This window comes from Rubrivivax gelatinosus (assembly GCF_016583785.1).
Taxonomy (GTDB): domain Bacteria; phylum Pseudomonadota; class Gammaproteobacteria; order Burkholderiales; family Burkholderiaceae_C; genus Rubrivivax; species Rubrivivax gelatinosus_B.
In genome coordinates this window covers 45,400-67,161 of sequence record NZ_NRRU01000007.1, presented here as the reverse complement: position 1 = coordinate 67,161, position 21,762 = coordinate 45,400, and the positions used below count along the sequence as shown (strand labels likewise).

15 protein-coding genes are annotated in these 21,762 nt (G+C 70.5%); 12 read left to right on the top strand and 3 right to left on the bottom strand.

Annotated elements, in window-relative coordinates; genetic code table 11:
* Positions 1-7: 7 nt before the first annotated feature.
* The 7 genes from CKO43_RS03430 (at position 8) to CKO43_RS03400 (ending at position 8,076) form a co-directional block, all read left to right on the top strand.
* Positions 8-1,315, top strand: a complete 1,308-nt coding sequence (locus CKO43_RS03430) for an FAD-dependent oxidoreductase (protein ID WP_200377831.1) — start codon at positions 8-10, stop codon at positions 1,313-1,315.
* The gene (locus tag CKO43_RS03425; protein WP_200377830.1) at positions 1,312-1,611 is read left to right on the top strand and encodes a ferredoxin family protein; all 300 of its coding nucleotides are present in this window, start codon (positions 1,312-1,314) and stop codon (positions 1,609-1,611) included. The genes CKO43_RS03430 and CKO43_RS03425 overlap by 4 nt, the downstream gene beginning before the upstream one ends.
* 6 nt (positions 1,612-1,617) lie before the next feature.
* The gene (locus CKO43_RS03420; RefSeq protein ID WP_200377829.1) at positions 1,618-2,073 is read left to right on the top strand and encodes a ferritin family protein; all 456 of its coding nucleotides are present in this window, start codon (positions 1,618-1,620) and stop codon (positions 2,071-2,073) included.
* A gap of 188 nt (positions 2,074-2,261) precedes the next feature.
* On the top strand, positions 2,262-4,064 hold the full coding sequence (gene nifA / locus CKO43_RS03415) for a nif-specific transcriptional activator NifA (protein ID WP_200377828.1): 1,803 nt from the start codon (positions 2,262-2,264) through the stop codon (positions 4,062-4,064).
* Between the two features lie 282 nt (positions 4,065-4,346).
* Positions 4,347-4,637, top strand: a complete 291-nt coding sequence (gene groES / locus CKO43_RS03410; protein ID WP_200230894.1) for a co-chaperone GroES — start codon at positions 4,347-4,349, stop codon at positions 4,635-4,637.
* A gap of 33 nt (positions 4,638-4,670) precedes the next feature.
* Positions 4,671-6,317, top strand: coding sequence for a chaperonin GroEL (groL, locus tag CKO43_RS03405; protein WP_200230892.1), 1,647 nt, complete (start codon positions 4,671-4,673; stop codon positions 6,315-6,317).
* Between the two features lie 157 nt (positions 6,318-6,474).
* On the top strand, positions 6,475-8,076 hold the full coding sequence (locus CKO43_RS03400; protein ID WP_200230890.1) for a DUF1631 family protein: 1,602 nt from the start codon (positions 6,475-6,477) through the stop codon (positions 8,074-8,076).
* Here the strand turns inward: CKO43_RS03400 and yihA are convergent.
* Positions 8,063-8,755 carry a ribosome biogenesis GTP-binding protein YihA/YsxC gene (gene yihA / locus CKO43_RS03395; RefSeq protein WP_200230888.1) on the bottom strand — a complete coding sequence of 231 codons (693 nt, stop codon included), beginning with the start codon at positions 8,753-8,755 and terminating at the stop codon, positions 8,063-8,065. The genes CKO43_RS03400 and yihA overlap by 14 nt on opposite strands.
* Before the next feature lie 61 nt (positions 8,756-8,816).
* Between yihA and CKO43_RS03390 the strand changes: the two genes are divergently transcribed.
* The 3 genes from CKO43_RS03390 to CKO43_RS03380 all read left to right on the top strand — a co-directional run bounded on the left by CKO43_RS03390 (position 8,817) and on the right by CKO43_RS03380 (position 11,185).
* Positions 8,817-9,428 carry a c-type cytochrome gene (locus CKO43_RS03390; RefSeq protein WP_200230885.1) on the top strand — a complete coding sequence of 204 codons (612 nt, stop codon included), beginning with the start codon at positions 8,817-8,819 and terminating at the stop codon, positions 9,426-9,428.
* 151 nt (positions 9,429-9,579) lie between these two features.
* Positions 9,580-10,551: a protein-methionine-sulfoxide reductase catalytic subunit MsrP gene (gene msrP, locus CKO43_RS03385; RefSeq protein ID WP_200377827.1), complete on the top strand. Its 972-nt coding sequence runs from the start codon at positions 9,580-9,582 to the stop codon at positions 10,549-10,551.
* Between the two features lie 4 nt (positions 10,552-10,555).
* Positions 10,556-11,185 carry a ferric reductase-like transmembrane domain-containing protein gene (locus CKO43_RS03380; protein WP_200377826.1) on the top strand — a complete coding sequence of 210 codons (630 nt, stop codon included), beginning with the start codon at positions 10,556-10,558 and terminating at the stop codon, positions 11,183-11,185.
* Here CKO43_RS03380 and uvrA read toward each other — a convergent pair whose 3' ends face one another.
* A complete protein-coding gene (gene uvrA / locus CKO43_RS03375; RefSeq protein WP_200377825.1) occupies positions 11,186-17,029 on the bottom strand; it encodes an excinuclease ABC subunit UvrA in 5,844 nt (1,947 codons plus the stop codon). It abuts the gene before it with no gap.
* 160 nt (positions 17,030-17,189) lie between these two features.
* Here uvrA and CKO43_RS03370 point away from each other — a divergent pair, with 160 nt between their 5' ends.
* Positions 17,190-18,323 (top strand): ABC transporter substrate-binding protein, encoded by a 1,134-nt coding sequence (locus CKO43_RS03370; protein ID WP_242481040.1) that lies wholly within the window; start codon positions 17,190-17,192, stop codon positions 18,321-18,323.
* Positions 18,324-18,404: 81 nt separating this feature from the next.
* On the opposite strand, the gene CKO43_RS03365 is transcribed toward CKO43_RS03370, so the two are convergent.
* The gene (locus tag CKO43_RS03365) at positions 18,405-20,549 is read right to left on the bottom strand and encodes a D-(-)-3-hydroxybutyrate oligomer hydrolase (protein WP_200377824.1); all 2,145 of its coding nucleotides are present in this window, start codon (positions 20,547-20,549) and stop codon (positions 18,405-18,407) included.
* A gap of 231 nt (positions 20,550-20,780) precedes the next feature.
* Between CKO43_RS03365 and CKO43_RS03360 the strand changes: the two genes are divergently transcribed.
* Positions 20,781-21,758 (top strand): Bug family tripartite tricarboxylate transporter substrate binding protein, encoded by a 978-nt coding sequence (locus tag CKO43_RS03360; RefSeq protein WP_200377823.1) that lies wholly within the window; start codon positions 20,781-20,783, stop codon positions 21,756-21,758.
* Positions 21,759-21,762: the final 4 nt, after the last annotated feature.

The window sequence follows — 21,762 nt, the reverse complement described above, 5'->3', positions numbered from 1 at the left end:
GCCCACGATGTCCAACGAGAAGTTCGACGCCATCGTCGTCGGCGCGGGGCCCTCGGGCAACGCCGCCGCGCTGACGATGGCCAAGGCCGGGCTCAAGGTGCTGCAGATCGAACGCGGCGAGTACCCCGGCAGCAAGAACGTGCAGGGCGCGATCCTGTACGCCGACGCGCTCGAGAAGCTGATCCCCGACTTCCGCGACGACGCGCCGCTGGAACGCCACATCATCGAGCAGCGCATGTGGGTGCTCGACGACAACAGCTTCGTCGGCAGCCACTACCGCAGCGACGACTACAACAAGCCGCCGTACAACCGCTACACGATCATCCGCGCCCAGTTCGACAAGTGGTTCAGCTCCAAGGTGCGTGAAGCCGGCGCGCTGGTGATCTGCGAGACCACCGTCGACGAGCTGCTGATGGACGGCAAACGCTGCGTCGGCGTGCGCTGCGACCGCATCGGCGGCGAGGTCTTCGCCGACGTCGTCGTGCTCGCCGACGGCGTCAACTCGGTGCTGGCGCGCAAGGCCGGGCTGCACGGCGAGATCCAGGCCAAGAACGTCGCGCTCGCGGTCAAGGAGATCCTCTTCATGCCCGAAGAGGTGATCCAGCAGCGCTTCAACGTCAAGGAAGAAGAAGGCGTCGTCATCGAGATGGTCGGCACCGTGACCGAAGGCATGGTCGGCACCGGCTTCCTCTACACGAACAAGGACTCGCTGACCATCGGCGTCGGCTGCCTGCTGTCGGACTTCAAGGCCAACGAGAAGCGCACCTCTCCCTACGCGCTGCTGGAGAAGCTGAAGAAGCACCCCAGCATCGCGCCGATGCTCGAAGGCGGCGAGATGAAGGAATACGCCGCCCACCTGATCCCCGAAGGCGGGCTGCGCGCGATACCGCAGCTCTACGGCGACGGCTGGATGATCGTCGGCGACTCGGCCGGCTTCGTGAACGCGGTGCACCGCGAAGGCTCGAACCTGGCGATGACCAGCGGCCGCCTGGCCGGCGAGACCGTGGCCGCCGCCAAGGCTGCCGGCAAGACGATGGATGCACGCACGCTGTCGGCCTACAAGGCCAGCCTCGACGCCAGCTTCGTCATGAAGGACCTGAAGAAGTACCAGCACCTGCCGGAAGTGCTCGAGACCAGCCCCTATTTCTTCAACACCTACCCCGCGCTCGTCAACCGCGCCGCCAAGACCTACTTCACGGTCGATGGCGTCGACAAGGCGACCAAGCAGCGCGAGATCCTGGGCAGCTTCAAGGCCGCCCGCCGCGTCACCGGCCTGGTCGGCGACGCGTTCAAGCTGTGGAGGGCAACACGATGAACGCCGTCGTCGTCAACGTCGAAGAAAAGCTGTTCCAGAACCGGTACAAGGTCGACCACGGCCGGCCGCACATCCGCATCAAGAAGCCCGAGGTCTGCGCCAACACCTGCCAGACCCAGTCCTGCACCTACGTCTGCCCAGCCAGCTGCTACAAGGCCGAAGGCAACCGCACGGTGACGCTGATCACCGACGGCTGTCTCGAATGCGGCAGCTGCCGCGTGATCTGCAGCGAGCACGCCAACGTCGAATGGGACTGGCCCCGCGGCGGCTACGGCATCCTCTTCAAATTCGGCTGACCGGCGATGAACGACGTCGACAAGTTCCTCGCCCACGCGGTCGCGCTCGAACGCGACGCGGCGCGGCGCTACGAAGATCTGGCCGCCTCGATGGGCACCGACGGCAACGCCGAGTTGCGCGCCTTCTTCGCGCGCATGGCGCACTTCTCGCGGCTGCACCTGGCCGAGGCGCAGGCGCGGGCGGGCTTTCGCACCCTGCCCGTGCTCGGCCCGGGCGACTTCGACTGGCCCGAGGGCATCCCGCCCGAAACCGCCGAGTGGGCCGGTGTCGATCCGATGATGGATGCCGCCGACGCGCTCGCGCTCGCGCTCGACGGCGAGCGCCGCGGCCACGCCTTCTACGCCACGATCGCGGCGCTCAGCACCGATCACGAGGTGCGCACGCTGGCGGCCGAGTTCGCGGCCGAGGAAGCCCAGCACGTGGCCGAGCTCGAGAAGCTCGCGGCCACCGCCGCCCGCTGAGCCCGCGCCCGTTTGCGCTGCCTCAAGGCCTCGACACACCCCCTCGACCGTCGGCACGAATCGGCGTGCTTCTTGCGTTGATGTGATCGACCGGCGACGTCGGTGCGGGCGATGCCCGACAACGATGCGCCGGGCGCCCCGGGGTGGCACGTCGACTCGCCCCGCCCGTCAGACGCAGGAGGTGCGTGATGTCGAGTCGCACGGCGCTGAGCGAGCGCTATCAAGTTCAACTGAGCACGATCTACGAGGTCTGCCGCGTGCTGGGCGCCTCGCTGGACATCGCCCGCACCTTTCGCGTGGCGCTGAACCTGCTGTCGACCCAGCTCGACCTGCAGCGCGTGATGGTGGTGATGCCGGCCACCGACGGCGAGAACCTGCTGCGCGTGCACACCTCCGTCGGCCTGGACCGCGACCAGAGCAACCGCGGCCACTGGCGCAGCGGCGAAGGCGTCATCGGCCGCGTCTATTCCAGCGGCATGGCGGCGGTCGTGCCCGACGTCAACGAGGCCCCCGAGTTCCTGGACCGCACCGGCGCCTTCGGCGCGCGCGACGACCGCCGGCTGGCCTTCGTCGTCGTGCCGATGAAGACCGAACGCGCGACGCTGGGCGTGCTCGCGGCGCAGCGCGAGATGGACGACGGCGCGCGCCTGACCGACGACCAGCGCCTGCTGACGATGGTGGCGACGCTGCTGGCGCAGTCGGCGGCGCTGCACGCCGCGGTGCGCGCGGAACACACCCGGCTGCTGCAGGAGACGACGCGGCTGCAGAAGGCGCTGGCGCGCGAGCCGCGTGGCCGGCTGGCGCTGGACAACGTCATCGGCGAGTCGCGTGCGATGCAGCAGGTGTTCACCGAGGTGCATCAGGCCGCACCCTCGCGCGCCACCGTGCTGCTGCGCGGCGAGAGCGGCACTGGCAAGGAGGCGATCGCACGCGCGATCCACTTCCTGTCGCCGCGCAAGGAAGCGCCGTTCATCAAGGTCAACTGCGCCGCGCTGACCGAGTCGCTGCTCGAGAGCGAACTCTTCGGCCACGAACGCGGTGCCTTCACCGGCGCCGTCGGCGAACGCAAGGGCCGCTTCGAACTCGCCCACGGCGGCACGCTGTTCCTCGACGAGATCGGCGACATCTCGCCCGGTTTCCAGGCCAAGCTGCTGCGGGTGCTGCAGGAGCGCGAGTTCGAGCGTGTCGGCGGCAACAAGGCGGTCAAGGTCGACGTGCGCCTGATCTGCGCCACCAACCGCGACCTGGAGAAGATGGTGCAGCGCGGCGAGTACCGCGCCGACCTGTACTACCGCATCAACGTCGTCTCGATCTTCCTGCCGCCGCTGCGTGAGCGCCGCAGCGACATCCCGCCGCTGGTGACCCACTTCATCGAGCGCTTCAACAAGGAAAACCGGCGCGAGCTGAAGGTCACGCCCGAGGCGATGAAGGTGCTGACCGCCTGTTACTGGCCGGGCAACGTGCGCGAGCTGGAGAACTGCATCGAACGCACCGCGACCATGGTCCAGGGCGACCTGATCCGCGACCTGGCCTTCCCCTGCCGCAACAACCGCTGCCTGACGCAGACGCTGCACTTCCTGGACAAGGCCGACGCGGTGGCCGCGGCGGCGGCGGGCACCGGCTTCAACGGCGCCGCCGTCCCGCACGCCAACGGCGCGCACGCCGATCCGAACGCGGGTTTCGGCGGCAACGGCCACGCCGAGACCGTGTCCTGGTCGGTTCCGACCCCGGCCCCCGCCCCGCCGCTGGACGAAGGCGCGGCGCCGGCACCTTCGGCCGACGGCATCACCCGCATCGGCCCGACCCAGCATCTGCCGCCGGCGGTCTCGCGCCAGGCCGGCCCGCCGCCCGACGGCGAACGCGAACGCCTGATCTGGGCGATGGAGCAATGCGGCTGGGTGCAGGCCAAGGCCGCACGCCTGCTGCGCATCACGCCGCGCCAGCTCGGCTACGCGCTGCAGAAGCACCGCATCGAGGTGCGCAAGCTCTGACACCGGCCCGGGCCGCGCCCGCCAGCCGACACCCCGCACGGCCCGACGCCGCCGCCTCCACGGCCGGCGTCTGAGCGCAGCGCCGCGCCCCGTCGCGGTGCACCAGAGATGTCGATGGGGGCTCTTGAAGCCTGGACGGCCGCCCCTATAATCCAGTTGCTAGCACTCGCGTTGAGTGAGTGCTAATGACCGAGGCAGGTTCGCTGTCCCCGGTTGCCGCATGTCAGCGAGCGCTGCCTGCGCGGCGCTCCAGTGCCATAACTAGCTCCGAAGGAGATGTGAATGAAGCTTCGTCCGTTGCACGATCGCGTGATCGTCAAGCGTCTCGAGAACGAGACCAAGACCGCCTCCGGCATCGTCATCCCCGACAACGCCGCCGAAAAGCCCGATCAGGGCGAAATCCTGGCGGTCGGCCCGGGCAAGCGCAATGACAAGGGCGACTTCGTCGTCCTGAACGTCAAGGTCGGTGACCGCGTGCTGTTCGGCAAGTACAGCGGCCAGACCGTCAAGGTCGATGGCGACGAACTGCTCGTGATGCGCGAAGAAGACCTCTTCGCCGTCGTCGAGAAGTAATCCCTCCCCCCACAGAATTCGAAGAGGAAGCACATGGCTGCTAAAGACGTGATCTTCGGCGCTGACGCGCGCCACCGCATGGTCGAGGGCGTGAACGTCCTGGCCAACGCCGTCAAGGTGACCCTGGGCCCGAAGGGCCGCAACGTGGTCCTGGAGCGCTCGTTCGGCGCCCCCACCGTCACCAAGGACGGTGTCTCGGTCGCCAAGGAGATCGAGCTCAAGGACAAGCTGCAGAACATGGGCGCGCAGATGGTCAAGGAAGTCGCTTCCAAGACCAGCGACAACGCCGGTGACGGCACCACGACCGCGACCGTGCTGGCGCAGTCGATCGTGCGCGAAGGCATGAAGTTCGTCGCCGCGGGCATGAACCCGATGGACCTGAAGCGCGGCATCGACAAGGCCGTGACGGCCCTGACCGAAGAGCTGAAGAAGGCCAGCAAGCCGACGACGACGAGCAAGGAAATCGGCCAGGTCGGCTCGATCTCCGCCAACAGCGACGAGTCGATCGGCAAGATCATCGCCGACGCGATGGACAAGGTCGGCAAGGAAGGCGTCATCACCGTCGAAGACGGCAAGAGCCTGAACAACGAACTCGACGTCGTCGAGGGCATGCAGTTCGACCGCGGCTACCTGTCGCCGTACTTCATCAACAACCCGGAAAAGCAGGTTGCCGTCCTCGACAACCCGTTCGTCCTGTTGTTCGACAAGAAGATCAGCAACATCCGCGACCTGCTGCCGATCCTGGAACAAGTCGCCAAGAGCGGCCGTCCGCTGCTGATCATCGCCGAGGAAGTCGAAGGCGAAGCGCTGGCCACCCTGGTGGTCAACACGATCCGCGGCATCCTGAAGGTCGTCGCCGTCAAGGCCCCGGGCTTCGGTGACCGCCGCAAGGCCATGCTCGAAGACATCGCCATCCTGACGGGCGGCAAGGTCATCGCCGAGGAAGTCGGTCTGTCGCTCGAGAAGGCCACGCTGGCCGACCTGGGCCAGGCCAAGCGCGTCGAAGTGGCGAAGGAAAACACCACGCTGATCGATGGCGCCGGCAAGGCCGCCGACATCGAAGCGCGTGTCAAGCAGATCCGCGTCCAGATCGAGGAAGCCACCTCCGACTACGACCGCGAAAAGCTGCAGGAACGTGTGGCCAAGCTGGCCGGCGGTGTCGCCGTCATCAAGGTCGGTGCTGCCACCGAAGTCGAGATGAAGGAAAAGAAGGCCCGCGTCGAAGATGCGCTGCACGCCACCCGTGCCGCCGTCGAGGAAGGCATCGTCGCCGGTGGTGGTGTCGCGCTGCTGCGCGCCCGCGCCGCGGTCGCCGGCTCGCTCAAGGGCGAGAACCACGACCAGGACGCCGGCATCAAGATCGTGCTGCGCGCCGTCGAACAGCCGCTGCGCGAGATCGTCGCCAACGCCGGCGGCGAGCCCAGCGTCGTGATCAACAAGGTCCTCGAAGGCGCCGGCAACTTCGGCTACAACGCGGCCAACGACAGCTACGGCGACATGATCGAGATGGGCATCCTGGACCCGACCAAGGTGACCCGTACCGCGCTGCAGAACGCCGCCTCCGTTGCCAGCCTGATGCTGACGACCGAGTGCATGGTTGCCGAAGCGCCGAAGGAAGAGTCCGCGATGCCCGCCGGCGGCGGCATGGGCGGCATGGGCGGCATGGGCATGGACATGTAAGCCCGACGGCGCCCCGCACTCCGGGGCGCCGCCGGCGAGCCACCCGGCCCCGCCAAAGCCCGCGTCCGCAAGGAGGCGGGCTTTTTTCATTTTTCCGTGAAACAAGCTCGTCGGGTGGTTCTTATTGCACACCGCGGGCGACCGATAATCCCGAGTGATGTCCCCTCCGAGCATTCCGGCAGCCCTCCAGCAGTTCATAGAAGACGAACTGCTGCGTGCGCCGCTGCTCGTCGACCAGGTCGTCGAAGGCACGATAGACCGCCTGCGCCAGAGCCTGCCGACGCTGGCGCCGCAGCCGCGCGCCGCGACGGCCGACCTGCTGCACGCGATCGGCTCGCACCGCGAGCACCTCAGCGACTACTACGTGCGCTCGCTCAAGCGCCAGTTGGCCGAACGCCCCGACCCGATGGCCGCCTTCGGCGCGTCGGCGCTGCCGGCGGCGCTGTCGCTGGTCGACGAGGACTCGGTGTCGATCGACGTCGAGATCTCGCACGCGATCGAGATGGTGCGCAGCACCGCCGAATACGAGCTGCGTGAACTGCAGACCTTCACCGCCGCCCTGGTCGGCGACATGGACCTGGCACGCGACCACAACCCCTTCGGCCCGGCGACCCACGCCCGCGCGCTGTGGGCCGCGTCGCAGGCGCTGCCGCTGTCGCGCGAGCACCACCTGATCTTCATGCGCAACGCCTCGCCGGCGCTGGCGCAGGCGCTGCGCCGGGCCTACGCGGCCTCGTCGTCGCGGCTGGAAAGCGCCGGCGTCACGCCTGCCGCCTACCGCACGATGATCCTGCCCTCGGGCGCACGCCGTTCGCGCCGCCCCGAGGTCAGCCTGGGCGCCGGCCTGGACCTGGTGCGCTCAGCCGTCGCGCCGATGTCCGAGCTGGGTTTTGACCTCGGCGAACCCGATTTCGGCGGCCTCGCGCTCGAACCCGCTGCCGCCGCGCCGGCGGCGCCGCCGGCGGCCGAACGGCGCGCCATCGAGACGCTCACCGGGCTGTTCGACGCGATGCTCGCCGACCGCCGCCTGGCGGCCGACATCGCGCTGATGCTCTCGCGCCTGCAGTCGGCGGCGACGCGCCTCGTGCTGCGCGATCCGGGCGCGCTCGACGACGAATCGCACCCGATGTGGCGCTTCATCGACGCGCTCGCCTTCACCGGCGAGGTGCTGCCGCCGGCAGGCAACGGCGAACGAGCGCAGACGCTGCGTTTCGCCCAGGGCCTGGTCGAGCACCTCGCGGCCGAGCCGGTGCCGGCGGCGCCGCTGTTCGAATGGGCCGGCGAACGCCTGCTGCACCAGGGCCAGCACCGCTTCGCGCGCCGCTGCACCGCGGCCGCGGGCCAGATCGCCGAACTGCAGCGCCTGGAAACGCGGCTGTGTTCGTCGGCCGCGCCGCCGTCGACGCTGGGCGGCGCGCTCGACATCGCCCAGCTCGACACCGTGCCCGCCGACCTGATGCCCGCCGACGGCCCGAGCGCCGAGCCGCGCGACGCACTCGCCTGGCTTCAGGCCCGGCGCCCCGGGGAGTGGCTCAACGCCTTCCTGCAGGGCCGCTGGGTCAAGGCGCAGATCCTGTGGCCGGGCGAGCTGGGCGAACTCTGGCTGCTCGCCGACGCCGAGAGCCCCGAGACCTGGGCCGTGCGCCGACGCGCGATGACCACGCTGCACGCCGAGCGCCTGCTGAGCACGCTGCGGCCGCGTTCGCTGGTGCGCTCGGCCGCCAAGCGTGTGATGCGGCGCACGATCAAGCTGGGTTAGGCGGCGGCTGCCGGGTCCAGCCGTGCAGCGTCGCCGCAACGTCGCCGACGCCGCGCTTGGACAGCGCCGAGAACGGCGCCACGCCGATCTCGGAGTTCTCGGTCGCGACCTCGGCCAGCACCTGCTGGGCGCCGGCGAGCGCGGCATCGGCCTCGCGCCGGTTGAGCTTGTCGCACTTGGTCAGCACCGCCAGCAGCCGCACCTCGCCGTTGGCCAGGCGCGGCGCGATCAGCGCCAGCAGCTTGCGGTCCAGGTCGGTGAAACCCAGGCGCGAGTCGATCATCAGCACCACGCCGTGCAGCGCGCGCCGCAGTTCGAGGTACTGCGCCATCACCTCCTGCCAGCGCAGCTTGGCGCTGCGTTCGACCGCGGCATATCCGTAGCCCGGCAGGTCGGCGAAGAGCGCATCGGGTGCGTCCTTGGGGCCGACCTCGAACAGGTTGATATGCTGGGTGCGTCCCGGCGTGCGCGACGCGAAGGCCAGCCGCCGCTGCTGCGCGAGCGTATTGATCGCGGTGGACTTGCCCGCGTTGCTGCGGCCGACGAAGGCGATTTCGGGCAGTTCCATCTGAGGCAACTGGTCCAAACGGCTCGCGGTCGTCAGGAATCGCGCACTGTGCGCCCAGGCCAAAGCGGTCTTTTCAGCCTCGCTGGGCACATCTCGAAAGTTTGACGTCATGGGACATTGTAAAATCCTGCGGTTTGACACCCGAACACCTGCCGTCCGAGGCCCCCGCCGCATGAAGTTCGCCGTCGCACTGACCATCGCCGCGCTCGCCGCCGGCTCCGCCTTCGCCGAACAAGCGAAGCCCGCCAAGCCGGACCTGGCCAAAGGCCAGATCACCGCGGCGACCTGCCAGGCCTGCCACGCCGCCGACGGTTCGCGCGGCGTGCCGATCTACCCGATCCTGCAGGGCCAGCACCCCGACTACATCGTCAAGCAGCTGACCGAGTTCAAGGCCGGCAAGCGCATGAACCCGATCATGATGGGCATGGCCGCGCCGCTGACGCCCGAGGACATGGTCAACGTGGCCGCGTTCTTCGGCTCCAAGGCGCCGGTCAAGGGCGAGTCGACCTCGAAAGAGACGATCGCGCTGGGCCAGGCCATCTTCCGCGGCGGCATCGCCGCGAAGAAGGTGCCGGCCTGCTCGGGCTGCCACAGCCCGAACGGCGCTGGCATCCCGGCGCAGTACCCGCGCCTGGGTGGCCAGCACGTCGAATACACGACGGCGCAGCTCAACACCTTCCGCTCGGGCGAACGCGCCAACAGCGTGCAGATGACGACCATCGCCGCCAAGCTGAGCGACGCCGAGATCAAGGCCGTCGCCGACTACATCGCCGGCCTGCACTGAGCAGCGCCCTGCCGCATCGAAACGGGCCGGCCATGCCGGCCCGTTTTTCTTTCGGGGCGGCCCCACGGGGCACGCGTGATCGGCGCCGGTGGCGGGCGCGGCGCGGCGCTTTGCGCTACCTTGTTCGATTACCAGCCCACCAGAGCCCCCGATGCAGTATCTGAAGGACCGCGGCTACGTCCACCCGGTCGCCAGCGAGATCACGCCGCGGGCGGTCTACGCGCAGCGCCGCCAGCTGATCCAGGGGCTGGCGCTGGGCGCGGCCAGCGCCGCGCTGCCCGCGCTCGCCGCCGCGCCGCGCACCGGCGGCCGCACGCCGCTGCCGGCCGTGCGCAGTGCGGTGCCCGGCGCACTGACGATGGAAGCGCCGACCGCCTACGACGACGTCACGCGCTACAACAACTTCTACGAGTTCGGCACCGACAAGGCCGACCCGGCGCAGCGCGCGCAGAAGCTCAAGACCAGCCCCTGGACGGTCTCGATCGAAGGCCTGGTGAAGAAACCCGGGCGCTACGACCTCGACGCGCTGATGAAGCTGGGCGCGATGGAGGAGCGCATCTACCGCCTGCGCTGCGTCGAGGGCTGGTCCATGGTCGTGCCCTGGGTCGGTTTTTCGCTCGCGCAGCTGATCCGCCGCGTCGAGCCGCTGGGCAACGCACGCTACGTGCAGTTCGAGACGCTGGCCGACCGGGCGCAGATGCCGGGGCTGAGCTCCAACGTCATTCCCTGGCCTTACGTCGAAGGCCTGCGCATGGACGAGGCGATGCACCCGCTGGCGCTGCTCGCTTTCGGCCTGTACGGCGAAGTGCTGCCGCCGCAGAACGGCGCGCCGCTGCGCCTGGTCGTGCCCTGGAAGTACGGCTTCAAGTCGGCCAAGAGCCTGGTCGCGATCCGCTTCGTCGAGCAGCAGCCACGCAGCGCCTGGCAGGCGACGGCGCCGCAGGAATACGGCTTCTACGCCAACGTCAACCCGAACGTCGACCACCCGCGCTGGAGCCAGGCGAGCGAGCGCCGCATCGGCGAAGGCCTGTTCGCCAAGCGCCGGCCTACGCTGCTGTTCAACGGCTACGAAGCGCAGGTCGGCTCGCTCTACGCCGGCCTCGACCTGAAGAAGAACTACTGAGCCCGTGGCCCCGGTCAATGCGCTGCTGCTGAAGCCGGCGACCAAGCCGATCGCCTTCGTCCTCGCGCTGCTGCCCCTGGCCTGGCTGGTCTGGGGCGCGGCCGCGAACAAGCTGGGGGCGAACCCGGCCGAGGCGCTGATCCGATCGACCGGCGACTGGACGCTGCGTTTCCTGTGCCTGACGCTGGCGCTGACGCCGCTGCGCCAGGCCACCGGCTGGCACGCGCTGGCGCGGCTGCGGCGGATGCTGGGGCTGTTCTGCTTCTTCTACGCCGTCGTGCACTTCCTGTGTTTCGCCTGGCTGGACATGGGCTTCGACGTCGACGCGATCCTGCACGACATCGCCAAGCGCCCGTTCATCCTCGTCGGCACCGCCGCGCTGCTGACGCTGCTGCCGCTGGCCGCGACCTCGTTCAACCGCGCGATCAAGGCCTTGGGCGCGCGCCGCTGGCAGGCGCTGCACCGCCTGGTCTACGCCACCGCGGCGCTGGCGCTGCTGCACTTCTTCTGGATGCGTGCCGGCAAGAACGACTTCGCCGAGGTCGCGGTGTACGCCGCGATCGTCGGCGCGCTGCTGGGCTGGCGGTTGTGGCGCCGGCTGCGGCCCGCGCCGCGGGTGCAGCCGGCGCGCTGATCAGCGCGCCAGCACGGCCGCCAGCGCGTGCCCGGTGTGGGTACCGGCGGCCACCACCTGCTCGGGCGTGCCGGCGGCGACAACGCGGCCGCCCTCGCCGCCGCCTTCGGGCCCCAGGTCCAGCACCCAGTCGGCCTCGGCGATGATGTCCAGGTCGTGCTCGATGACGACGACGCTGTGGCCGGCGTCGACCAGCCGGTGCAGCACACGCGCCAGGCGCTCGACGTCGGCCATGTGCAGGCCCACCGTCGGTTCGTCGAGCACGTACAGCGTGTGCGGCATGCGGTTGCCGCGGCGCGTGACGTCGTCGCGCACCTTGGACAGCTCGGTGACGAGCTTGATGCGCTGGGCTTCGCCGCCGGACAGCGTCGGGCTCGGCTGGCCCAGCGTCAGGTAGCCCAGGCCGACATCCTTCAGCAGCTGCAGCGGGTGCGCGATCGCCGGCATGCTGGCGAAGAAGCCGACGGCGTCGTCGACCTCCATGCGCAGCACGTCGCCGATGCTCTTGCCGCGCCAGGTGACGGCCAGCGTCTCCGGGTTGAAGCGGGCGCCGTGGCAGACGTCGCAAGACACCTTCACGTCGGGCAGGAAGCTCATCTCGATCGTGCGCAGGCCCTGGCCTTCGCACGAGGGGCAGCGCCCGTCGCCGGTGTTGAAGCTGAAGCGGTTCGCGGCGAAACCGCGAGCCTTGGCTTCCAGCGTCTCGGCGAAGAGCTTGCGGATCGCGTCCCAGAAGCCGATGTAGGTCGCCGGGCAGGAGCGCGGCGTCTTGCCGATCGGCGTCTGGTCGACCTCGAGCACGCGGTCGATCGGCTCGTAGCCCGCCAGCCCGCGGCAGCCGACGAGGCCGTGGAAGCCATTGGCCAGCATCGCGTCGCGGCCGGCCTTGGTCGACTTCTGCGTCACCGCGGCCTGCACGCTGGCCAGCAGCACGTCGCGCGCCAGCGTGCTCTTGCCCGAACCGCTGACGCCGGTGACGGCGACCAGGCGCTTCAGCGGCACCGCGACGTCGACCGACTTCAGGTTGTGCAGCGACGCGCCCGAGAGCTTGAGCGCCGGCGCGTCGGCCTCGACCGGGCGCCGCGCCTGCAGCGGGTGTTTCGGCGGCGAGGCCAGGAAACGCCCGGTCAGCGACTCCGGCGCCGCGCTCAGGTCGGCCACCGTGCCCTGGGCGACCAGGCGGCCGCCGCGCACGCCGGCGCCGGGGCCGATGTCGATGATGTGTTCGGCGCGCCGGATCGTGTCCTCGTCGTGTTCGACGACGACCAGCGTATTGCCCTGCTCGCCCAGCTTGTGCAGCGCGTCCAGCAGGATGCGGTTGTCGCGCGGGTGCAGGCCTATCGTCGGCTCGTCGAGCACGTAGCACACGCCCTGCAGGTTGCTGCCCAGCTGCGCCGCCAGCCGGATGCGCTGCGCCTCGCCGCCCGACAGCGTCGGCGCGGCCCGGTCCAGCGTCAGATAGCCCAGGCCGACGTCCTCGAGGAACTGCAGCCGGCTGCGGATCTCGGAGACGATGTCGCGCGCGATCTCGGCGTCGCGACCCACGAGTGCCAGGCCCTCGACCCAGGCGCGGGTCTCGCGCACCGACAGGCGGGCGATCGTGCCGATCGGCGCGTCGTCGAAGGTCACCGCGCGCGCCGCCGGGTTCAGGCGTGCACCCTGGCACTCGGGACAGGGCTGGTCGGCCAGGCCGTCGATCTCGGGCTCCTCCGACGGGAAACTCTGTTCGCGGCCCTTGTTGTCCTCGTCGCGCACCGAATCGTCCAGCGCCTTGCGCTGCTCGCGCGTCAGCGCCAGGCCGGTGCCGACGCAGTGCGTGCACCAGCCGTGTTTGCTGTTGTAGCTGAACATGCGCGGGTCCAGCTCGGGGTAGCTGGTGCCGCAGACCGGGCAGGCGCGTTTGGTCGAGAAGACCTTGAGCTCGCCGATGCCGCGGCCGCTGCCGCCGTCCATCGCCTCGGCCAGGCCGTCCAGCGGGTGCAGCAGGTGCAGCACGCCCTTGCCCAATTCCAGCGCCTTGGCGAGCAGCGCGCGCAGCCCGGCTTCGTCGGCCGGGTCGACGACGATGTCGCCCACCGGCAGCTCGATCGTGTGCTCCTTGAAACGGTCCAGGCGCGGGAACGGCGCCAGCGCGACGAACTCGCCGTCGACGCGCAAGTGCGTGTGGCCACGCGCCACAGCCCACTTGGCGAGGTCGGTGTAGACGCCCTTGCGGTTGACGACCAGCGGCGCCAGCAGGCCGACGTGCTGGCCGCGGTGGTCGCGCAGCAGCTGCGCGGCGATGCTCTCGGTGCTCTGCGCGCGCACCGGCGCGCCGTCGTGCACGCAGTGCTGCAGCCCCAGCTTGACCCACAGCAGGCGCAGGAAGTGCCAGAGCTCGGTCGTCGTCGCCACCGTGCTCTTGCGCCCGCCGCGCGACAGGCGCTGCTCGATCGCCACCGTCGGCGGGATGCCCCAGACGGCGTCGACCTCGGGCCGCCCGGCGGGCTGCACGATGCTGCGGGCGTAGGCGTTCAGGCTCTCCAGGTAACGCCGCTGGCCTTCGTTGAACAGGATGTCGAAGGCGAGCGTGCTCTTGCCCGAGCCGCTGACGCCGGTGACGACGTTGAACTTGCCGCGTGGGATCTCCACCGACAGGCTCTTCAGGTTGTGTTCCCTGGCGTTGACGATGCGGATCAGCCCCTCTCCCTCTCGCGGGACGCCCGGGCTTGCCCCCTCTCCCGCCTGCGGGAGAGGGTCGGGGTGAGGGCCTGCGGACGTGGCACGGCTGCGGCGCAGGAGTGATTGCAGGGGTACGCCGGCACCCTCACCCCAGCCCTCTCCCGCGAGCGGGAGAGGGAGTGCACGTTCGGCCGCGCGTGCCACCCCCAGCCCCAGCGCCGCCTCGTATTCGCGCAGTGCAACGCCGGTATGCGAGCCCGGATGCGCCTTCAGGTCGTCGGGTGTGCCGGCGCAGATCAGCTCGCCGCCGGCTTCGCCGCCTTCGGGGCCGAGGTCGACGACCCAGTCGGCCGAGCGGATCACGTCCAGGTTGTGTTCGATGACCAGCAGCGAATGCCCGGCCTCGAGCAGCTTGCGCAGCGCGCGCATCAGCTTGACGATGTCGTCGAAGTGCAGGCCGGTGGTCGGTTCGTCGAACAGGAACAGCGTGCCCTGGCGCCGCATGCGCGTCTCGCGGTCGAGGAAGGCGCCGCCCCAGGGTGCGGTGGTCGACTGCAGCATCGTGCCCGGCCGCACCGCGTTGCGCGTGCCGGACGCGGCTTCGGCCAGGAAGCCGGCGAGCTTCAGGCGCTGGGCTTCGCCGCCCGACAGCGTCGGCACCGGCTGGCCCAGGCGCACGTAGTCCAGGCCGACGTCGACGATGGGCTGCAGCCGCTGCACGACCTCGCGGTCGCGCTGGAACCAGTGCGCGGCTTCGGCGACGGTGAGGTCGAGCACGTCGGCGATCGACAACTGCAGCGTGCCGCGCACCAGCTTGACGTCGAGGATCTCGGGGCGGTAGCGGCGGCCGTCGCAGTCGGGGCAGCGCAGGTAGACGTCGGACAGGAACTGCATCTCGACGTGCTCGAAACCCGAGCCGCCGCAGGTCGGGCAGCGGCCGTCGCCGGCGTTGAAGCTGAAGGTGCCGGCGGTGTAGCCGCGTTCACGCGCCAGCGGCGCGTCGGCGAACAGCTTGCGCAGTTCGTCGAAGGCGCCGACGTAGCTCGCCGGGTTGCTGCGTGCGGTCTTGCCGATCGGGCTCTGGTCGACGAAGACGGCGTCGGACAGCCAGTCCATGCCCAGCAGCCGGTCGTGCGCGCCCGGGGTCTCGGTCGGCTTGCCGAAATGGCGCGCCAGCGCCGGGTACAGCACGTCCTGGATCAGCGTGCTCTTGCCCGAGCCGCTGACGCCGGTGACGACGACCAGGCGCTGCAGCGGCAGCTCGACGCTGACGTTCTTCAGGTTGTGCTCGCGTGCACCTTCGAGCAGCAGCCGCGGCGTCGACGAGGCCACCGGGCGCCGGGTGCCCATGCCGACCTGGCGCCGGCCGCCGAGGTAGGCGCCGGTCAGCGTGTCGGCGTCGCGCGCTTCGTCGGGCGTGCCGTCGAAGACGATCTGGCCGCCGCGTTCGCCCGGGCCCGGGCCCATGTCGATCAGGCGGTCGGCGGCCAGCATCACCGCCGGGTCGTGTTCGACGACGACCAGCGTGTTGCCGGCGTCGCGCAGCCGGTGCATCGCCGTGACGATGCGCCCCATGTCGCGCGGGTGCAGGCCGATCGAGGGCTCGTCGAGCACGAACATCGTGTTCACGAGCGAGGTGCCGAGCGCCGTCGTCAGGTTGATGCGCTGGACCTCGCCACCCGACAGCGTGCGGCTCTGGCGGTCCAGCGTCAGGTATCCCAGGCCGACGTCGCACAGGTACTTGAGGCGGGTGCGCACCTCGTCCAGCAGCAGCTTCAGCGCCTCGTCGAGCATCGTGCCGGGCAGCGTCAGGCCGTCGAAGAAGCGGCGCAGCCGGTCGATCGACAGCTGCATCAGGTCGTGCAGGTTCAGCCCCGGCAGGGCCTCGAGCTGCTCGCGGCTCCAGGCCGCGCCCACCGGCAGGTAGCGGCGTTCGGGCGGCAGCACCGCGTCGGCGTCGGCCTTGGAGCCCAGGCGCCAGAGCAGCGGCTCGAGCTTGAGCCGCGCGCCGCCGCAGGCGCCGCAGGGCGTGTAGCTGCGGTACTTGGACAAGAGCACGCGGATGTGCATCTTGTACGCCTTGCTCTCCAGATAACCGAAGAAGCGGCGGATGCCGTACCACTGCTTGTTCCAGTTGCCGGTCCAGCTCGGCGAGCCTTCGATGACCCAGTCGCGCTGCGCCGGAGTCAGCTGGTTCCAGGCGGTGTCGCGCGGGATGCCGGCCTCGCCGGCGTACTTGATCAGGTCGTCCTGGCAGTCGGCCCAGGCAGGGGTCTGCAGCGGCTTGATCGCGCCGTTGCGCAGCGTCTTGCGCTCGTCGGGGATGACGAGGCCGAAGTCGACGCCGATGACGCGGCCGAAGCCGCGGCAGGTGTCGCAGGCGCCATAGGCCGAGTTGAAGCTGAACATCGCCGGCTGCGGCTCGGCGTAGCGGATGTCGCTCTCGGGGCAGTGCAGCCCGGTGCTGTATTTCCAGGTCGTGCCGTCGTCGCCGACGTGCACCGTGAGCCGGCCGCCGCCGCGTTTGAGCGCGAGCTCGATCGCCTCCATCACGCGCGAGCGCTCGGCGCCGGCAAAGCGGAAGCGGTCGGCGACGACGTCGAGAATCTTGCGGCCTTCGACCACGCGTTCGCCCTGCACACGCGTGAAGCCGGCAGCCGACAGCCACTGCTCCTGCTGCTCGGCCGTGGTGTCGGCCGGCAGTTCGACCGGGAAGCTGAACACCAGGCGCGGGTCGCCGGCGGCGGCGGCGCGCACGGCCAGGTCCTCGCGGATGGTCTCCGGCGTGTCGTGGCGCACCGCGAGCGCGGTCTCGCGGTCGAAGAGTTGCGCGGCGCGTGCGTACAGCAGCTTCAGGTGGTCGTTGAGCTCGGTCATCGTGCCGACCGTGCTGCGGCTGGTGCGCACCGGGTTCGTCTGGTCGATCGCGATCGCCGGCGGCACGCCGTCGACGCGGTCGACCGCCGGGCGGTCCATGCGGTCCAGGAACTGGCGCGCGTAGGCGCTGAAGGTCTCGACGTAGCGCCGCTGGCCCTCGGCGTACAGCGTGTCGAAGACGAGGCTGGACTTGCCCGACCCGCTGGGACCCGTCACGACCGTCAGCTCGCCGGTCTGGATATCCAGGTCGAGGTTTTTCAGGTTGTGCTGGCGGGCGCCGCGGATGCGGATGGAGCCTGTCGACATCTTGGAGGGCTCTGCGAATGGGCGAACTGGTCATTCTAGGAGCCGGCCGCGACGGCTGCCGGGGCCGGCACAAGCGCACGATCGAGCGCCGGGCGTGAACTCTTGATCCGCTATCTCAAACCGACGCCGGAGCCTGTTGGCTATCCTCAGCGTTTTAACGATGCGCCCGCGGTCCGATATGCGTGAACTCCGGAGATGTGCCGCCGTCCTGTTCCTGGGCGTGCTCACCAGCCTCGGCGCCTCGGCACAGATCCTGATCGGGCAGACCACCGCATTGACGGGCCCGGCCGCCTCCAGCGTGAAGGAAACGGTGGACGGCGCGAAGCTGTGGTTCAACCGCGTCAACGCGACCGGCGGCATCTACGGCCGGCGCATCGAGCTGATCTCGCTGGACGACCACGCCAGCGCGGAGCAGGCGGCAGCGAACGCCCTGCAGCTGATCACAGGACGCCAGGTCGTGGCGCTGTTCATGACCCGCGGCACGCCCCACACCGAGGCCGTGCGCCCGCTGCTGGCGCGTTATGAAGTGCCGCTGGTCGGGCCGCTGACCGGCGCGGCGCTGTTCCACAACCCGGTCGACCCGTGGATCTTCAACGTGCGCGCGCCCTACCAGCGTGAAGCCGAGAAGCTGGTGCAGCAACTGGCCACGGTCGGCATGAGCCGGATCGGTCTGGCCGTGTCCGACGACGCCTTCGGCGAGGACACCAAGGCCGGCGCGTTGCGCGGCCTGGAAGCCGCCAAGCTCAAGCCGCTGTTCGTCGAGGTCTTCAACCGCGCCAAGCCCAGCTTCGCCGGGCTGGCGCAGAAGGCCAAGGCGGGCGAAGCCCAGGCCATCCTCTTCTTCGGTGCGCCCGAGATCGTCGCCGAAGGCACGCGCCAGGTCCGCGCCGCCGGCTCGAACGCCCAGATCGGCACCCTGTCGAACAACGCGTCCGCCGGCTTCGTCAAGGACATGGGGGCCAACGCCGCCGGCACCATCGTCACCCAGGTGTTCCCCAACGAACGCTCCAGGGGCACGCCCATGGTCCGCGAGGCAATCGAACTCGCGCGCGCCGCCGGCATCCACGAGCTGACACCGGCGATGCTCGAGGGCTACGCCTCGGCCAAGGTGCTGGTCGAAGGCCTCAGGCGCACCGGCTCGACGCTGACGCGCCCAGGCCTGCGCCAGGCACTGGAAGGCCTGCAGCGCCTGGACATCGGCGGACTCGAACTCGGCTACAGCGCCAACGACCACACCGGCTTCGACTACGTCGAGGTGTCGATCATCAGCAGCGACGGCCGTTTCCGCCGCTGAGCCTGGACGTGCAAGGCCGGAAGGCCTTGCACGCCTGGCTCAGGCCCGAACGCGATTGCACGCGTGAGGGCTGAGTCCGGCTCACTTCGGCACGACCAGCGTGCCGTCGCCGAAGACGATGCGGTCGGCCTCGGCCGGCGCAGCCAGGATGGGCGGCACGTTGGCAGGCGCCAGTGCCGGCGCCGCGCCGCTGCTGCCGCCGCGCGGCACGGTGCGCACCAGCTGGCTCGGCGGCAGCGGCGTGCCCTGCGTCAGGTGGGCCCACATCGCGTCCAGCGCGCGGTTGAAATAGACGTGCAGCGGCACGAAACGTGTGTCGTAGCCGAGCAGCGCACCGAGCGCGATGAAACCGTCGAAGTGCTGGGCGTTGGTGACCTCGACGTAGCGCACCTGCTCGCCGCGCCCGTTGGCCTGGGTCTTGGCGAAATAGGCGCGCGCGGTGTGGTTCACCGGCAGCAGCGCGTCGCTGCGGCCGGCGACGATCAGCACCGGCTTGCCGCGCAAGCGGCCGTCCAGCTTCACTTCGGCGACGCCGTGGCGCACGCGTGACGCGGCTTCGCGCGCGCTGCCGGTCAGCAGCCGGCCGGCGGCGTCGCGCCCGCTGACCAGCGAGCGCTGGCACAGCGCGCCGTCGAGCGCGAAATCGGCCAGCCCGGTGCTCGGCGAGACCGCCAGGAAGTCCAGCCGCGGCCCGCCGACGGCGGCGTCGTAGACCAGGTTGACGCCGGTCGTCGGCGGCACGCCGTTGCCGGTGGAGAAGATCGAAGCCAGCGCTGTGGCCGACTGCGGCGCCGGCGCGCCGGCGGCGTCGGTGTTGGCCAGCGTGAAGCCGCACAGCCGGTCCTCGACGCCGAATCGGCCGTAGGCGTTGGTATAGGTCGTGACGATCGCGTTCGTCGCGAAGCGGTAGTGCGACTGGTGCAGGAAGTCGGCGTCGGTGGGCCAGCCGTAGGCGTGCAGCCGCGCGAGCGCGTCGGCGGCCTGTTCGGCCAGCGTCGCGCCGGCGAGCAGGCCCTTGGCCGCCAGCGCCGTGCAGCGGTTCTGCGCCGACGCGGTGAAGGCCGCCGGCCACAGCGCCGCTGCCACCGCGCTGCCGCCGCCGGCCGCCGGCGCCAGCAGCGCGCAGGGCTGGTAGAGGTTGGCGTAGCTGAAGTAGTCGGCCAGCGGCCGGCCGAAACTCGCCACCGGCGTGTCGCCTTCGCGGATCGCCAGGCCTTGCAGCAGCCGCGGCTGGGCGTTGGGTTCGCTGACGGCGACGCCGTCGATCAGGCCTTCGCGGTCTTGTTCGGCGGCGGCGAGCGCGGCGCCGCCGCCGTTGGACACGCTACTGGCGATGACGATGGTGTTGCGTGCGTTCAGCGTCGCTTCGTGGCGGCCGTCCTGGCCGGTCTTGCCGTAGCGCTCGTTGAGCACCCAGAACGCGAACCGCAGCGCCTGCAGCGTGTGCCGGCCCCAGTCGGCCTCGGGGTTCAGCTTGGAGTGCGCGTGTTTGTAGGCGACGCGGTACGGCGCCTGCGCGAGCAGAGCCTCGCGCTCGGCGTCGGCCAGCGGCGCGCGGAACAGCGCCTCGCTGCCGGCGGCGTCGGCATCGGCGAGCGTGCCCTCGCGCTTCGTGACGCTGTCGCTCGTCAGCTCGTGCAGGCCGTTGCCGCTGCCCTTGTCGGTGTAGGCGACGGCGCAGCCGCGCTTGAGCCCCCATTCGCCGGCGGTGCCGATGGCGCCGTAGATGCCGCGCGAGCCCGAGGACGTGGCGCTGACGATGCAGGGCCGCGCCGGGTCGAAGGACGCCGGCACCTGCACCATCAGCGTGACGTTCTCGCGGCCGCTGCCGTCGTCGGCCCAGGCGAAGCTCTCGCTGCCGGCGACCTTGCCTTCGCCCAGCGTGTCGTGGCCGTCGGCGTCGATGTTGGGCCCGTAGAACACGCCCATGCCGCCAGCGGCGGTGTAGTCGACGAGGGCGCGGTAGTTCACGTAGATCGCGTTGCGGCGCAGCTCGGCCGGCGTCGGGTGCAGCGGGTCGGCGAAGGCCGGCGTCGCGCCCATCAGCCCGGTCCTGCCCAGGCCGGCGGTCAGCAGGTCGTCGGCGACACCGTCGTAGCTCGCCTGGGTGACGGGCCCGCGCACGCCGGCGGGCAGCACGTTGGCCGGCGCCGCGGTTGCGGACGCGGCCCACAACAGGCCGGCGGCCGCGGCGGGCCAGGACATCGATCGCGGGGTCTGCTTCATGGTCGGTTCTCCTGGCGGTGGAGCGGGCCGACAGCCCCGCCCGGCGGCTGATGCGCCGGCGCGCAGGATGCACTGCCGCGCCAGCGTCGCGGCACGGTGGAAACCCACCGCCTGGAACAGGGGGAGAGCGCCGGGCATGGTCTTCGCCCTCGGGCTTCACCGGGGCTGCGGACGGCACCCGGGATGGCACGATCCCGGCGCCCGCGCCACGCGGGTGACCCAGGAGACGCCATGACCGACCGGTCCCGCCGCCGGCTGCTCGCCGCCAGCCCCGCGCTGCTGCTCCCGCACTGGGCCGCCGCCCAGGCGCCGAACGCGCAGCGCCCGGTGACCATCGTCGTGCCCTTCCCACCCGGCGGCGGCACCGACGCCTTCGCCCGGCCGCTGTTCGCGGCGCTGAGCAAGGCCAGCGGCCGCCAGTACCTGATCGACAACCGCGGCGGCGCCGGCGGCAACCTCGGCGCCAGCCTCGCCGCCAAGGCCGCGCCCGACGGCAGCAACTTCTTCATGGGCGCGGTGCACCACGCGATCGCGCCGGCGATGTACCCCAAGCTGGACTACAGCCTGGAGGGCGACTTCACGCCGGTGACGCTGGTCTCCAGCGTGCCCCAGGTCATCGTCGTCAACCCGCAGCGTGTCGCCGCGCGCACGCTGCCGCAGCTGCTGGAACTGCTGCGCAGCCAGCCCGGCAAGCTGAACTACGGCTCGGCCGGCAACGGCACCTCGCACCACCTAGCCGGCGAGCTCTTCAAGCTGCAGACGCGCACCTTCATCACCCACATCCCCTACCGCGGCGCCGGCCCGGCGCTGCAGGACCTGCTGGCCGGCCAGGTGGACCTGATGTTCGACGGCCTGGGCTCGTCGGCGACGCACATCAAGTCGGGCAAGCTGCATGCGATCGCGGTCGCGGGCCAGCGCCGCGCGCCAGGCTTCGCCGACATCCCGACGGCGCGCGAGTCGGGCCTGCCCGACTATCTGGTCTCGACCTGGTACGCGCTGTTCGCGCCCAAGGCCACGCCGCGCGACGCGGTCGAGCGCTTCGGTGGCGACGTGCGGCGCACGATCGCCGGCGACGAGCTGCGCGCCACCTGGACCGGCCTGGGCGCGGAACCGCCCGACCTGCAGGGCGAGGCGCTCGGGCGTTTCGTCGCCGCCGAGATCCGGCGCTGGGCCGACGTGGTCAAGAAGTCGGGCGCAAAGCTGGACTGAGCGA